The organism is Streptomyces sp. R41 (genome assembly GCF_041053055.1).
In the GTDB taxonomy this organism is placed as follows: Bacteria; Actinomycetota; Actinomycetes; order Streptomycetales; family Streptomycetaceae; genus Streptomyces.
Window position 1 is genome coordinate 4,508,129 of sequence record NZ_CP163443.1, and the last position, 13,799, is coordinate 4,521,927.

At 71.4% G+C, this 13,799-nt stretch carries 11 protein-coding genes; 4 read left to right on the plus strand and 7 right to left on the minus strand.

Annotation, left to right across the window (positions count from 1 at the left end; genetic code table 11):
- Positions 1-142: 142 nt before the first annotated feature.
- The 3 genes from AB5J53_RS20640 to AB5J53_RS20650 all read right to left on the minus strand — a co-directional run bounded on the left by AB5J53_RS20640 (position 143) and on the right by AB5J53_RS20650 (position 4,471).
- Positions 143-1,645, minus strand: a complete 1,503-nt coding sequence (locus AB5J53_RS20640) for a protein kinase (RefSeq protein WP_369252358.1) — start codon at positions 1,643-1,645, stop codon at positions 143-145.
- A gap of 17 nt (positions 1,646-1,662) precedes the next feature.
- Positions 1,663-2,277, minus strand: coding sequence for a hypothetical protein (locus tag AB5J53_RS20645; protein ID WP_369247134.1), 615 nt, complete (start codon positions 2,275-2,277; stop codon positions 1,663-1,665).
- A 163-nt stretch (positions 2,278-2,440) separates the two neighbouring features.
- The gene (locus tag AB5J53_RS20650) at positions 2,441-4,471 is read right to left on the minus strand and encodes an N-6 DNA methylase (RefSeq protein WP_369247135.1); all 2,031 of its coding nucleotides are present in this window, start codon (positions 4,469-4,471) and stop codon (positions 2,441-2,443) included.
- Between the two features lie 219 nt (positions 4,472-4,690).
- On the opposite strand from AB5J53_RS20650, the gene AB5J53_RS20655 reads away from it, so the two are divergent.
- Together AB5J53_RS20655 and AB5J53_RS20660 are read left to right on the plus strand one after the other, a co-directional pair.
- A complete protein-coding gene (locus tag AB5J53_RS20655) occupies positions 4,691-5,167 on the plus strand; it encodes a hypothetical protein (RefSeq protein ID WP_369247136.1) in 477 nt (158 codons plus the stop codon).
- Positions 5,168-5,210: 43 nt separating this feature from the next.
- Positions 5,211-5,960, plus strand: a complete 750-nt coding sequence (locus AB5J53_RS20660) for a hypothetical protein (protein WP_369247137.1) — start codon at positions 5,211-5,213, stop codon at positions 5,958-5,960.
- 49 nt (positions 5,961-6,009) lie between these two features.
- Here the strand turns inward: AB5J53_RS20660 and AB5J53_RS20665 are convergent, their stop codons facing one another.
- Both AB5J53_RS20665 and AB5J53_RS20670 read right to left on the minus strand, forming a co-directional pair.
- On the minus strand, positions 6,010-6,753 hold the full coding sequence (locus tag AB5J53_RS20665) for an N-acetyltransferase family protein (protein WP_369247138.1): 744 nt from the start codon (positions 6,751-6,753) through the stop codon (positions 6,010-6,012).
- A 190-nt stretch (positions 6,754-6,943) separates the two neighbouring features.
- Positions 6,944-7,669 (minus strand): HNH endonuclease family protein, encoded by a 726-nt coding sequence (locus AB5J53_RS20670; RefSeq protein ID WP_369247139.1) that lies wholly within the window; start codon positions 7,667-7,669, stop codon positions 6,944-6,946.
- 160 nt (positions 7,670-7,829) lie between these two features.
- On the opposite strand from AB5J53_RS20670, the gene AB5J53_RS20675 reads away from it, so the two are divergent.
- Positions 7,830-8,009, plus strand: a complete 180-nt coding sequence (locus AB5J53_RS20675) for an antitoxin (RefSeq protein WP_369247140.1) — start codon at positions 7,830-7,832, stop codon at positions 8,007-8,009.
- Positions 8,010-8,177: 168 nt separating this feature from the next.
- Here AB5J53_RS20675 and AB5J53_RS20680 read toward each other — a convergent pair whose 3' ends face one another.
- Entirely contained in the window at positions 8,178-9,119 is a 942-nt protein-coding gene (locus tag AB5J53_RS20680; protein WP_369247141.1) for a hypothetical protein, read from the minus strand.
- Positions 9,120-9,225: 106 nt separating this feature from the next.
- Here AB5J53_RS20680 and AB5J53_RS20685 point away from each other — a divergent pair, with 106 nt between their 5' ends.
- Positions 9,226-9,810, plus strand: coding sequence for a TetR/AcrR family transcriptional regulator (locus tag AB5J53_RS20685; protein ID WP_369247142.1), 585 nt, complete (start codon positions 9,226-9,228; stop codon positions 9,808-9,810).
- 150 nt (positions 9,811-9,960) lie between these two features.
- Here the strand turns inward: AB5J53_RS20685 and mfd are convergent, their stop codons facing one another.
- Entirely contained in the window at positions 9,961-13,491 is a 3,531-nt protein-coding gene (mfd, locus tag AB5J53_RS20690; RefSeq protein WP_369247143.1) for a transcription-repair coupling factor, read from the minus strand.
- Positions 13,492-13,799 lie beyond the last annotated feature (308 nt).

Here is a 13,799-nt window from a genome sequence, read left to right on the forward strand (position 1 = left end):
GGACGGCGCGCACGCGTGCGCGTGGCGCACGGAAACGGATCGCAACGTACCGGGCGTGCCCTCACCGCTCGGGAAACCCCGCACCTTGATCATCACAAGCTTCGGCCAAGGTGGCGCAAAACTTACGGTCGGGCGCCGCGCTTCAGCCCCGCACCTGTCCCAGCCACTGCAATGTCCGCCGGATTTCCGCCGCCATCGGGTGCCCGGGTCCGCGCAACCGCTCCACGTCGTGCAGCAGCCTGGCCAGTGTGTCGTGGGCGGCGCCCCGGTCGCCGAGGGCGAGCAGCAAGTGACCTATGCGGCGGCGGACTTCGAGGGAGATCTCCGGGTCCCCGGCGACGTACTGGTTCTCGTAGTACGGCAGCAGCGCGCGGTACTCCGCGAGCGCCGCGGCGGGTTCGCCGAGCTGCTCCAGGCACTGCGCGGCCTCGTAGCGGAAGCGCAGGGACTGCGGGTCGGCCTGACCGGCCTCGGCAGCGCGCTCGTCGGCGAGACGGCGCAGTTCGGGCAGGGCGCGCCGGTACTGGCCGTCGTCCATGAGCGTGGCCGCGTACTGCTTGCGCAAGGTGCGTACGACGGGCGAGTGCTCGCCGTGTTCGGCGGCGGCCGCCGGGAGGATCGAACCGAGGATGTCGACGGCCTGCGTGATGCGCCCCTCGCCGAGCAGCCGCTTGACCTCGTCGACGGCGCCCGCGACATCGGCCTTCTCCACGGCGGGCGCGGCCTGCGGCTGCGACGCCGGCGTACGCGCCCGGTCCGGCCACGGGGCGTGCGGGCGCAGGAAGGGGCGCGTGGGGTCGAGGGGAGCTCCGGTGGGCATGCCGCGCGCGGGCAGCAGCGGGAGCAGTTGCTCGTACGTCTCCTGCGCGGACCCCGGCCGGTGCTGCGGGTCCTTGGAGAGCAGGCGCAGCACGAGCCCCTCCAGCGCGGGCGGCACCTCGGGGCGCAGTCGGCGCACCGGGAGCGGCGGCTCGTAGAGGTGGCGGTGCAGCACGCCGAGCGCGGTGGAGCCGGAGAACGGCACGTCTCCGCTGAGGAGTTCATGCAGCAGTACGCCGAGTGCGTACAGGTCCGTGTACGGGCCGACCGCGCCGCCCATCGCCTGCTCGGGGGCCATGTAGGCGGGCGAGCCGATGGGCGAACCGGTGTGGGTGAGCCGGGTCGTGTCGGTGTCCATGACGGAGGCGACGCCGAGGTCGAGGACGGTGACCGTGCCGTCCTGCTTGACCATCACATTCCGCGGTTTCAGGTCGCGGTGCACGATCGGCACGGCGTGTACGGCGCTCAGCACGGCGCACAGCTGCGCGGCGACGGCGACCGCCCACTGCCAGGGGTACGGGTCGTGTTCGGCGAGGTGGTCGGAGAGGTCGGCCCCGTCGACGTACTGCATGACGAGGAACAGCTCCTCGCCCTCGCTGCCCGCGTCGTGAACCGTGACCAGGCCGGGGTGGTCGACCTGCGCGGTGACGCGGCACTCGCGCACGAAGCGGCGGCGCAGCTCGTCGGCCTCCTGGCCCGCGACCTTGTCGGGGCGCAGCAGCTTGACGGCTACGCGCCGGTCGAGGCGCTGGTCGTAGGCCGTCCAGACCTGGCCCATGCCGCCCTGCCCGATCAGCGTGGACAGTTCGTAGCGGTTCGCGATCATGCGTCCCGTCGCCACGCTCACCTGCCGTCCCTGCCGTCGTCGTGATGACCGTCGTGCTTGCGGAGGTAGTCACTGAGCTCGTCGAGCTCGGCACGCACCTGGTCGATCCGCGCGGGCGCGGGCCGCTGCGGGGGCGGCGGAACGGGGGTGTGCGGCGCGGGGGTGTGCTGCGCGGGAGCGGGCAGTGGTGTCACCAGCGGCTGCGGGGGCGTGGCCACGTACGGCGACATTGGCTGCGGGTAGCCGTAGTTCACCGCCGGGGCCTGGGGCGGCAGATAGCCGGTGGGGTACAGCCGGTGGTAATGGCGTATGTCGGCGTACAGGTAGTAGCCGACGCAGGCCGCGGCGTTCAGCAGCAGGATGATCATGCCCACGTTGCCGTTCGGGCTGCTGAAGTCGTCGGTGTGGTCGGTGCTGAGGAAGGCGAAGCTGGTGCCGAGGACCACGAGCGACCCCCCGAAGATCCACCAGTCCGCGCGCCGGTGGGTGACGATCGCCGCCCTGAGCGGCGCCACCCACGCCAGGAAGCCGATGCTGAGGATCGCCACTGCCACGAAGATCACGCGCAGCACGACCAGCACCCCGGTCGAGGGTCGCTTCGGCGGAGGCGGCGCGTAGCCGTGGCCTTGCATGGCTGCTCCTGGAGGCCTGATGGGGACGGACGTACGAGTTCGGAGTCCGAGCGTATAGGCCGACAAGGACAACGGGTCCCGGGTTGTACCGAACCGTTGTCGTGCTGATCACTTCGCGCGCCTCGGCGGGTTTTCGAGGGCTTCCCTGGAATCTCCCGTTCCGTCAGTCGGGCGCGACCGTCCCGTCCGTCAGACCGTCGTACATGCCGCGCACCAACTGTTCGCCGAGCCGGCCCGCGCGCCGGAGCGCGTCCTCGAACTCGGCCAGCGCGCGGAAGCGCTCGCCGTAGCGGCGCTGTTCGTCGAGCGGCAGCCGGGGCAGCTGGAGGCGGCGCACGTCGAGCCGGGTGGCGGTGGACGCGTAACTGCTGGCCTGGCGGTTGTTGGCGGTGCCGCGCAGGAAGCCGGCCAGGAACCACGGGTCGAGGGCGGCCGGGTCGGGGCGCAGGAGCGTGAGGTTGCGCCCCAGGGCGGCGCCCGCCGTGAGCTCGTCGACCACGCGCGCGACGGAGCCGCCGCCGAGCACAGGGACGACGACATCGCCCTTCTCGACCAGCACTGCTTCGTCCTCCCCTTCGGGAAGGGTCCCGGACGGCGCGATTCCGGCGAGCACGTCGTGGTCGGTGAGCACGGGCACGCGCGCGGGTGCCCCGTTTCCGCCTGTACGCAGCAGGAGCGCGCCCCCGCGCGCGAGTTCACCGACGGTGATGAGGGGCCAGCGCGCCGGCTGCGTGCGCTGCGCCTCGGAGGGCGTGAGGTCGGCGGTCAGGCGCAGGGTCTCGCCGAGCCGCTCGCGTACGTCCACGAGCTGCTCGGTGCCGCCCCCCGCGGTGGCCGGCGGCAGATGGCGGGCGGGGGCCAGGTCGACGTCGTCGTCGAGGAGTTCGATGACGGGCACCGAGCGGCTGAACCCGGGCTCCTCCCGCGCGCTGCCGGTGCGCTCGAAGGGCCGCCAGGCCTCGAGAACCGCCGTGCGCACGGCCTGCCAGTCCAGGCCGCCCCGGCCGTCCGCGGCCAGCGCACCGGTGTCGACGAGCAGCAACTCGGGCTGCGCGGGCGCCTTTTCGGGGCGCCGCAGCACCCAGATGTGCAGCGGGATGTTGTACGGGGGCGCCGCACCGATCGGCAGGGCGATCACCGCACGCAGCGCGCCGCGGCGCAGCAGGTCGGCTCGGATACGGCGGCCCGAGCGGCGGGAGGCGGCGGCCGGGGGCATCAGCATGACGGCGCTGCCGCCGTCCTTGAGGTGGGCCAACGCATGCTGCACCCACGCCAGTTCGGACTCCGTGCGGGCCGGGAAGCCGTACTCCCAGCGCGCGTCGTAGGCGAGCTCGTCGTGGCCCCAGTTGCGCTCGTTGAACGGCGGGTGGCACAGGACGGCGTCGGCCTGGAGCGTGGGATGCGCGTCGGCGCGCAGGGTGTCGCCGGCGGCGGTGCGGACGGCGGCCTTGCTCTGGAGGGCGAGCCGCAGCGCGGAGAGGGCCGCCAGTTCGGGGGCGCTGTCCTGGCCGTACAGCTCCTGGTCCGGCTTGGGCGCCACGGCCCGCAGGAGCGCACCGGTGCCGCACGCCGGATCGAGCGCCGTGCGCGCCGGTCCGGCCAGCTCGGCCATCAACGCGGCGAGGTCGCCCGGGGTGAGTGTGTACTGCCGCGGGTTGTTGTCGAGGTGCCGGCCCAGCAGGAACTCGTATGTCTGCCGCGCGCCCAGCCCGGCGGCGAGCTCGGCGGCGCCGCGCAAGAGCGGGGCGGAGGGGAGGAGCTCGGGGCCGGTCGGGGTGTTCACAGCGCGCTCGCGAGGCGCGCCGAAGCGGGGGGTGATCACCTGATCGAGCGCGGCGGGCAGCAGGGCGGCCAGGCGTTCGTCGGACCCCGCGCTCAGCTCCAGCCAGTCGGTGGGGCGGTCATGGATGAGCAGGAGTGCGCAGCCGGCGTGCACGAGGGCCGTGACGGGGCCCTCGGGGTGTCCGGCGAGCTGCTGCCAGACGCGTTCGCGGAGCGGGACCTCGGCGAGTTTGCCCTGGTCGCGCAGCCAGGCCTCGACTTCGGCGAGCGCGAAGGAGGGGCTGGTCTCGGTGCCGCCGACCGGCTTGGGGAAGTCGGCGTGGCGGCGGCGCCAGTTACTCACGGCGGCGCGGCCGACCCCGGCGAGCCGCGCGATCCCGGCAGCGGTCACCTCTGTCGCGTTGTCCTGCACCGCCCAGCTCCCCTCGTCCTGGCCTGTGACGCCTGGTGGCGCCGAATTTGCTCTGTGACGTCGAGCATACCGACGTGCGCAAGATCTAACGCTTCACAGGCGTGTACACAACCCTCCTTGTGAATCGTGTTGACTCGGTTCACACACTCTGCTGTTATTGACCCATCGAACGGGCGGACCGCCAGGAAGAGACGGTCGCCACTTGGGGAGGGGACAGTCATGGGCATGAAGGCCAAGGTCGCGCTGGGCGCTGTGGTGGGGATCATCGTCATCGGTACGGTGTCGGCGAACGCCGGAAACGGTGCGGACGGCAAGGGCTCCGGCGACAAGCAGAGCTCCGCCAGAGCCGACGAGAAGTCGGACGCAGGCGCGAAGTCCGACACGAAGCCCGCCGAGGACAAGGCAACCGAAAAGGCCTCCCAGGCGGAGCAGTTCAAGGCCTTCGTGAACAAGAACGGCAGCTCAAAGGAGAAGGCTGCCGTCTCCCACGTCACCAAGGTCCAGGGCGCCGACGAACAGAACGACCTGCTCGACTCCGCCGACGTCTACACCGACTTCACCGGCGGCCTGATGGGCAAGGGGACGGCTCCGGCCAAGCTCATCGCCTCCGCCTTCGCCGACTGGAAGCACAGCGCCAACGGCCTCGTCACCGTCTATGACGCCAACGGCGAGCTGCTCGGCAACGGCAACTTCTGATCCACGTACACCTCACCGCTCACCGAAATCCTGGGGAACACTCATGCGTCGCACCGCACTTGCCGCCCTCTGTCTCGCCGCCGCGGCCACCGCGGGCCTCACCGGCTGTCTGCCCGGCGAGAACAAGGCGGACAGCAAGCCGAAGGGCCCGTTCTCCGGGCTGACCGGGGGCGAAATCGCCGACCGCGCCGTGAAGGCCACCACGGGCGCCACCTCGCTCCGGATGAAGGGCGACGTCCCCGACGACGAGGACGGCGGCACGATCCGGATCGACATGGCCCTCAACAAGAAGGGCGAGTGCGCCGGCACGATGAGCATGGCCGGCCAGGGCAAGGCCGATCTCATCAAGACCGGAGACACCGTCTACATGAAGTACGACGAGGCGTTCCTGCGCGCCCAGAGCAAGGGCGAGTCCAAGGCCGACACCGACGCGGCCGTGGCCATGCTGGCCGGCAAGTGGACCAAGATGTCCGCGACCGGCTCGGACGCCAAGGACATCGCGAGCTTCTGCGACCTCGACACCGTGCTCGGCGGCGCGGAGGACGTGAACTCCGACGCCACCCGCGGCAAGACCAGCACCGTCGACGGCACCCCGGCGATCATCCTTCACGAGAAGGACGGCAAGGACCGCTACACCCTCTACGTCGCCACCGAGGGCAAGCCCTACCTGCTGCGGGTCGACAGCACCTCCGCCAAGGACCCCGGCACGCTCACCTTCAGCGAGTACGACAAGCCGGTCCCGGCCAAGACCCCCACGGGCAAGATCCTCGACCTGGACAAGCTGGGCGCCTGAGGGCCCTCACGCGACGGAGGGCACCCGCGTCGCAAGCCATACGTCGAGCTCACAGGGTGTGCCGCACCCACACATTGGGCTCGACGTATACGGCGTATCCGCGCCTCGCTTCGCAGTGCACCGGCACCAGCGCGCCGGGCACCTCGACGAGGCCCTCGGCGTCGAAGGGCAGCCCAGTCCAGCCGCGCCACTCCTCCAGCGAGGCCGCGACCGTCATGGACGCCGGTGCCACCGCCTCGATGACACCGCCCGCCCGGACGTGGACACGCAGCCACGGGTCGTGCGGCAGCCCGTCGGCGCGCTCCCGGAAGGCGTACTCCTCCATCGGGGTGCGCGGTTCCAGGTGCTTGGCGCTGGGGCGGACGGGGGCGACGACCTCGGTGAAGCCGTGCGCCCGGGCGTTGTCCCGCATCGCGGAGAGCATTCGGGCCGACAGGCCGCCGCCCTGGGCGTGCGGGGCGACGACGATCGAGATGGCGCTCACCGTGTCGGGCGGCGTACCGCGGCGCCGGTCGGCGAACGCCCAGGCCAGCACCTCGTCCCAGCCCCGCGCGGGCAGTTCGCCCCGGTCCTCGTCCGCGAGGGCGATCGGCACGCTGTACGCGTGGGCGACCACCTGCCCGTCCTCGTCCTCGGCGAACAGCACATACTCCGGAAGCTCGGTGGCGATCCGGCCGTAGTGCGTGTCGCCCACCGGGTCGTGGATCAGGAACTCCGGCCAGCTGTTGGCCATCCGGACCACCTGCCCGAGCATCTCCGGGCGCTCGGCGAGACTTGACACCTTCAGCTGCATGTCACACACGGTAGGCGTCGACTCGGCCCCGATGAAACGGTTTTGCCGTGTCGACCGCATCGACGCCGCGTCATGGGATCGCGGTCAGTCGGCGGCATGTCGATGTCGTCGGCGGAGCAGGCGGACGCGGCGTGGTCGCCAGCGGAGCGGGCGGACGCGGCGTGGGTGAGGGGTGGCGATCAGCCGGCACCTAGTTCGCGTGGAACCGCTTCGGCGCCTGTGTCGGATTGCCGCCCGAAGGGAGCTTCTGGCCGGGGCAGCCGGAGAGCACCTTCTTCATGGCCGCCTTCTCGGCGGCGGTGACCCACAGCCCGTACTTCTTCTTCACGGCGACCTGCGCGGCGACATACGTACAGCGGTACCCCTTGTTCGGCGGGAGCCAGGTCGCCGTGTCGCCGTCGCCCTTGCTTCGGTTGGCGCTGGCGCCGACGGCTCGGAGGTTGAGCGGGTCGTTGGCCAGGGCTATTCGCTTGCTGGCGTCCCAGTACTTGGCACCCTTCTGCCAGGCGTCCGAGAGCGCGACGAGGTGGTCTATGTCCACCAGGCTGCGGCCGCGCGCGAAGGTCACGTCCTGACCCCCGTACGGATCCGGGGCGAGGATCCCGGAGCTCACCTTGCACTTTCCGTCGCTGAACTTCACGTCCTTCAGGTCCCGTTTGAGGATGTCGTCGCGGGTGTCGCACCGGTTCGAATCCGTGTCGGCCCAGGCCGTTCCGAACCGCTCCCGGCTGTATCCCGTCTTGGGCGCACGCCCCTTGACGGTCAGCGAGTCCACGGCGGCGAGGGCCGCCCCGCCGGCCGCCGTCTCCTGCGGGCCCGCGGAACCCGTGGTCTCCTTCTTGCAGCCGCTGACACCGGCACCGACGACGAACACCACCAGCGCGGCCGCGGCCGCCCCACCCCTCAGACGCAGCACGGCGTCCCTCCCCTGCCTCCCCGGGTCCGCCCTGAACGGGCGCGTTTCCCCGGGTCCCAAGGTAGCGGCCGAGGCCCCTCGGCCATACCCGCACTCAACGGGCAATCGGTGCACGCCGGGCGTATCGTCGGTGGTGAGTCACCTCCGGAAGGAGCTCTGGATGGGCATCTTCGACAGGTTCAAGAGCCACGGGCAGGACAAGGCCAAGCAGATGTCCGACGCCGCGGAAAAGGAAGCCAACGAAAAGACGGGCAACAAGTACACGGACCAGGTCGACGACGCGCAGCAGAAGATCGAAGGCGCGATGGGCACGGACCGCGACCGGCCCGAACAGCCCTAACCGCGGACGCACGGACGCAACCGCTGACGCACGGAGGCTTGCGCCGACTGAATCACCCTGAACCCCAAGCAACAGAGACCGTCCGCGGAGACCCGGTCCCGCGGGCGGTTCTGCGTTGCGCGAGCCGGAGTTGGCCATCGGCCCTCCTCACGCGTCATCACATACGCGTCAGACCTTCCCGATCCCCAACGTCGTCTCCGAAGGCAGCAGCCCCGAGCTCAGCACCGCGACCCAGAACTCGCCGAGAAGGTCGGCGAGGCGGGCGGTGTCGTCCGGGCCGAGGATGCGCCAAGGGGCGGCGGCCAGTTCGTCCGTGTGCTGTTCGACCTGGCGGCGCAGTTCCTGGCCGGCGGGGGTGGCGGCGCCGTCCTCGCTCACCAGGCCCCGGGCGGTGAGGCGTTGGCGGGCGGCGGTCCATTCCTCGGGGCTCCAGCCGCGGCTCTCGAAGCGCTCCACGGAGGCCGCGCCTATCGCCGCGAAGGAGACGAGTGACTCGACGGGGTCGAGCCCGGCGATGAGCAGTGCGGCGAGGTGGCCGTCGCCGCGGTGCTCGCGCAGGATCGTCGCCGCGTGCCAGAGCTGGAGGTGGGGGGCCTCGGGCCAGGCCAACTCCGCGTTGGCGGCGGCGAGTGGGCGGCCCGCGGTGTTCGCGGCCTCGGCGGCACGGCGGGCCAGGGCGGCGGCCTCGGCGAGTTCGGGGCTGGGGACGCGGTCCCCGAATATCGCGCGGTAGGCCCGGTCGACAGCGCGCTCCCGCGCCTTCAGCACCTGCTCCGGGCTCGCGGTCTGCCACGCGGCCTTCATGTGTTCCGCGACCATGCGCGGACTGAAGCTGTAGAAGGCGGAGGCCACGCGCTCGCTCCCGACCGCCCCCAACGGCGCGGCGCGGTAAGGGAAGTAGCTCGGCCAGCGCTCCTGTGTGGCGTAACCGAGCGCGGCCGCTTCCTCGAAGGTCTCCGGCGCGTAGTAGAGCACGGCGTGCAGGGGCTCCAGCAGATGCCAGAGCTGGCGCACCCGGCCGAGCTCGACACCCGCCCCGGCGCCGACATCCGCCCCGACTCCGGCTTCCGTCTCGCTCGTGGTGCTCGTCCCGCTGACGTTCTCCGACATGACTCCACCCCTCGTCGCGTCCCGCTCACTCCACAACTTGACACTGACTAGATTGCCCGAGTCCGCCGAACTTGTCAATGCCTAGATTCGGCGTACGCTGCTGACCATGAACCCCGCGAAGACCGGCGACCCGGCGCGCCCCTACCACCACGGCGACCTGCGCCGCGCGATCCTCACCGCCGCGCTCGACGTCATCACCGTCGAGGGCCCGTCCGCGCTGAGCCTGCGCGACCTGGCCCGCCGCGCGGGCGTCTCGCACGCCGCCCCGGCCCACCACTTCAAGGACCGCACGGGCCTGCTCACCGCGATCGGCGCCGAGGGGTACGAGCTCCTCGCGGCCGCGCTGGCGGAGGCCGGCGACCTGAAAGACGCGGGCGTGCGCTACGTACGGTTCGCGCGTGAGCATCCCGCGCACTTCCAGGTGATGTTCACACCGGGACTGCTGCGTCAGAACGACCTGGAGCTGACGACCGCCAGGACGCTCGCGGGCGAGCGCCTGCGCGCGGCGGTCACCTCCGTACCGGCCGAGGGCCGCGGCCCCGACGCCCGTCTCGCCTCGGTCGCCGCCTGGTCCCTCGCCCACGGCTTCGCCACACTGCTCCTGAGCCACAATCTGGACGGTCCGGTGGGCGATCAGGATCCCGAGGAGGTCTTCCGCGCCCTGACGGGAATGCTGTTCCGCTCCCTCTGACCGGGCGCGGCTCCCTCCCACAGCCGCGCCCGGTTGAGCTCCATGACCAGCTCGCGCGCCGGGCGACCGCCGCCGAGGGCCAGGGCGCCCGGACCGCCGCCGCCCCTTCCCCCGTACGCGCCGGGCCGCGCCCGGACGCGGAGCCAGGTCCTACGACCCGAGAACCGAAGCCAGGAACTCTCCGGTCCACCCCAGCAACTCCCGTCCCACCAACGGCTTCCCGCCCACCTTCGCCGTCTTCGGGCGGGGCACCAGGATCTGGTGAGCGGCAGGCTTGATGACAGTGCCCGGGTACAGGCGCTTCAGGCGGAGTTCCTGGGACTCCCTCAACTCCACTGGGGCGAAGCGGATGTTGTTGCCCTGGAGAACGATCTCGCCGACGCCGCAGGCGCGCGCGAGCATCCGAAGGCCGGCCACCATCAGCAGGTTCTCCACCGGCTCGGGCAACTTGCCGTAGCGGTCGACGAGTTCCTCGCGTACGGACTTGATGTCCTGCTCCGTGTTGGCGGAGGCGATGGAACGGTAGGCCTGGAGGCGGAGCCGCTCGCCGGGGGCGTAGTCGTGCGGGACGTGCGCGTCGACCGGGACCTCGATCTTGACCTCCAGCGGCGGCTCCTCCTCCACGCCGCCTTCCAGCGAGGCGCGGTAGTCCGCGACCGCCTCGCCGACCATGCGTACGTAGAGGTCGAAGCCGACGCCCGCGATGTGACCGGACTGCTCGCCGCCGAGCAGATTGCCCGCGCCGCGGATCTCCAGGTCCTTCATCGCGACGTACATGCCCGCACCCATCTCGGTGTGCTGGGCGATGGTCGCGAGACGCTCGTGCGCCGTCTCCGTCAGCGGCTTCTCCGGGGGGTAGAGGAAGTACGCGTATCCGCGTTCCCGTCCGCGCCCGACTCGGCCTCGCAGCTGGTGCAGTTGGCTGAGGCCGAAGTTGTCGCCGCGCTCCACGATCAGCGTGTTGGCGTTGGAGATGTCGATGCCGGATTCGACGATCGTGGTCGACACGAGCACGTCGAACCTCTTCTCCCAGAAGTCGACGACCACCTGCTCCAGGGACTGCTCTCCCATCTGGCCGTGCGCCGTCGCGATGCGTGCCTCCGGGACGATCTCCCTGAGACGCGCGGCCGCGCGGTCGATGGACTCGACACGGTTGTGGATGTAGAAGACCTGGCCCTCGCGCAGCAGTTCGCGGCGGATGGCCGCGCCGATCTGCTTCTCCTCGTACGGGCCGACGAAGGTCAGGACCGGGTGCCGCTCCTCCGGGGGCGTGGTGATCGTCGACATCTCGCGGATGCCCGTGACCGCCATCTCCAGGGTGCGCGGAATCGGGGTCGCGGACATCGTCAGCACGTCGACGTTGGCGCGCAGCTTCTTCAGCTGCTCCTTGTGCTCGACGCCGAAGCGCTGCTCCTCGTCGACGACGACCAGGCCCAGGTCCTTGAACTTCGTCTCCGCCGAAAACAGCCGGTGGGTGCCGATGACGACGTCCACCGCACCGTCGCGCAGGCCCTCCAGGACCGCCTTGGCCTCCGTGTCCGTCTGGAAGCGGCTGAGCGCCCTTACGTTCACCGGGAATTGCGAGTAGCGCTCGGAGAATGTGCCGAAGTGCTGCTGCACAAGGAGGGTCGTGGGGACGAGCACGGCCACCTGCTTGCCGTCCTGCACCGCCTTGAAGGCCGCGCGGACCGCGATCTCCGTCTTGCCGTAGCCCACGTCGCCGCAGACCAGGCGGTCCATCGGGACCGTCTTCTCCATGTCCTCCTTGACCTCGGCGATCGTTGTCAGCTGGTCCGGGGTCTCCGCGTACGGGAAGGCGTCTTCCAGCTCGCGCTGCCACGGGGTGTCGGAGCCGAACGCGTGCCCGGGCGCCGCCATGCGCGCGCTGTACAGCTTGATCAGATCCGCCGCGATCTCCTTGACCGCCTTCTTGGCGCGCGCCTTGGTCTTCGTCCAGTCGGCGCCGCCCAGGCGATGCAGCGTGGGGGCCTCGCCACCGACGTACTTGGTGATCTGCTCCAGCTGGTCGGTCGGGATGTACAGGCGGTCGCCGGGCTGGCCGCGCTTGGCTGGGGCGTACTCCACGACCAGGTACTCGCGGGTCGCGCCCTGGACCGTGCGCTGCACCATCTCGATGTAGCGGCCGACGCCGTGCTGCTCGTGCACGATGTAGTCGCCCGCTTCGAGGGTGAGCGGGTCGATGGTCTTTCGGCGGCGGGCCGGCATGCGGGCGCCGTCCTTGCCGGCCGCCTTCTGGCCGGAGAGGTCGGTCTCGGTGAGGACGGCGAGCTTCAGCGCCGGGTCGACGAAGCCGTAGTCGATGGAGCCGCACGCCACATGGACGACGGAGGGGCTGATGGCCGCCAGGTCCGTGTCGAGGCGGGCCGCGATGCCCTCGCCGCCGAGGACCTCGACGGTACGGGCGGCGGGGCCGTGTGCCTCGGTGACGTACACGGTGCGCCAGCCGTCGGCGAGCCAGCCCTTGGTGTCGGCGAGGGCCCGCGCGGTGTCGCCGCGGTAGGTCTCGGGGGCGTGCATGCCCAGCTTGAGGGTGTCCGCGTCGAGGTCTTCGTCTGCCGCGAACGGCGACACCGACCACCACATCATGTCCAGCTCACGCGCCCGGTCCCGTACGTCCGCGATGGACCACAGGGAGGCCGCGTCCACATCGATGGGGGCCTCGCCGCCGCCGGCGGTCGCCGCCCAGGACGCCTGCAGGAACTCCTGCGACGTCGCCACCAGGTCCGCGGCCCGCGTCCGCACCCGCTCCGGATCGCAGACGACGGCCATCGAACCCTTGGGCAGGACGTCGAGCAGCAGCTCCATGTCGTCGACCAGGACCGGTGCCAGCGACTCCATTCCCTCTACGGCGATGCCCTCGGCGATCTTGCCGAGCAGCTCGCCCAGCTCCGGGTGCTCCTCGGCCAGCCTGGCGGCCCGCTCCCGTACGTCGTCCGTGAGCAGCAGCTCGCGGCAGGGCGGCGCCCACAGGCCGTGCTCGGCGACTTCGAGGGAGCGCTGGTCGGCGACCTTGAAGTAGCGGATCTCCTCGACGTCGTCGCCCCAGAACTCCACGCGCAGCGGGTGCTCCTCGGTGGGCGGGAAGACGTCCAGGATGCCGCCGCGGACCGCGAACTCGCCGCGCTTCTCGACCAGCTCGACCCGCGAGTACGCGGCTGCCGCGAGCGCTTCGACGACCTCGCCCAGGTCGGCGCTCTGGCCCGTGCGCAACGCCACCGGCTCCAGGTCGCCGAGGCCCTTGACCTGCGGCTGCAGCACGGAGCGGACCGGGGCGACGACGACCGAGACCGGGCCGGTCTCCGGGTCGTCGGGACGCGGGTGGGCCAGCCGCCGCAGCACGGCGAGGCGACGGCCGACGGTGTCGCTGCGCGGGGACAGCCGCTCGTGCGGGAGCGTCTCCCACGACGGGTACTCGACGATGCCCTCCGACGGGAGGAGGGACCTCAGCGCCGCGGCCAGGTCCTCGGCCTCGCGGCCCGTCGCCGTCACCGCCAGTACGGGACGGCCGGCCTCGCGGGCCAGGGCCGCCACCGCGAAGGGGCGGGCCGCGGGTGGGCCGACCAGGTCGACATGCGTACGGTTGCCGTCGGCGGCGGCCCTCACCGCTTCCGCGAGGGCGGCGTCCTTGACGACGACGTCGAGCAGACCGTGCAGGCTCATGAAGGGCTTCCATCCCGGGGAGTGGGCAACGCGAACCGCCCGACACGTGTTACGGGCCGGGGGTCTTAAGCGTACGACGCCGAGGTGCGGGGCGCCGGGCCTGTGGACAACGCCCGGCTTTCCGTGCCCGGCGTGGGTGCGGGCGTCCCGAGAAGTGGCCGCGCCTCGTCAGGGGCGCGGGGAACGGCGCGACCAGCCCCCACCCACCCGGAGCCGAAAAACAACCCCGAGGGGGTCCAGGGGCAGAGCCCCCGGGAAGATGGGACGGGTAGGGGCGGCGGAGGCGAGATCCACCCACGCCCACCCCC

Bases quoted from the DNA above. Each gene is read 5' to 3' on its own strand.
- AB5J53_RS20640 (WP_369252358.1), bottom strand. From the start codon at position 1,645: ATGATCGCGAACCGCTACGAACTGTCCACGCTGATCGGGCAGGGCGGC.
- AB5J53_RS20645 (WP_369247134.1), bottom strand. From the start codon at position 2,277: ATGCAAGGCCACGGCTACGCGCCGCCTCCGCCGAAGCGACCCTCGACC.
- AB5J53_RS20655 (WP_369247136.1), top strand. From the start codon at position 4,691: ATGGGCATGAAGGCCAAGGTCGCGCTGGGCGCTGTGGTGGGGATCATC.
- AB5J53_RS20660 (WP_369247137.1), top strand. From the start codon at position 5,211: ATGCGTCGCACCGCACTTGCCGCCCTCTGTCTCGCCGCCGCGGCCACC.
- AB5J53_RS20665 (WP_369247138.1), bottom strand. From the start codon at position 6,753: ATGCAGCTGAAGGTGTCAAGTCTCGCCGAGCGCCCGGAGATGCTCGGG.
- AB5J53_RS20675 (WP_369247140.1), top strand. From the start codon at position 7,830: ATGGGCATCTTCGACAGGTTCAAGAGCCACGGGCAGGACAAGGCCAAG.
- AB5J53_RS20680 (WP_369247141.1), bottom strand. From the start codon at position 9,119: ATGTCGGAGAACGTCAGCGGGACGAGCACCACGAGCGAGACGGAAGCC.
- AB5J53_RS20685 (WP_369247142.1), top strand. From the start codon at position 9,226: ATGAACCCCGCGAAGACCGGCGACCCGGCGCGCCCCTACCACCACGGC.
- mfd (WP_369247143.1), bottom strand. From the start codon at position 13,491: ATGAGCCTGCACGGTCTGCTCGACGTCGTCGTCAAGGACGCCGCCCTC.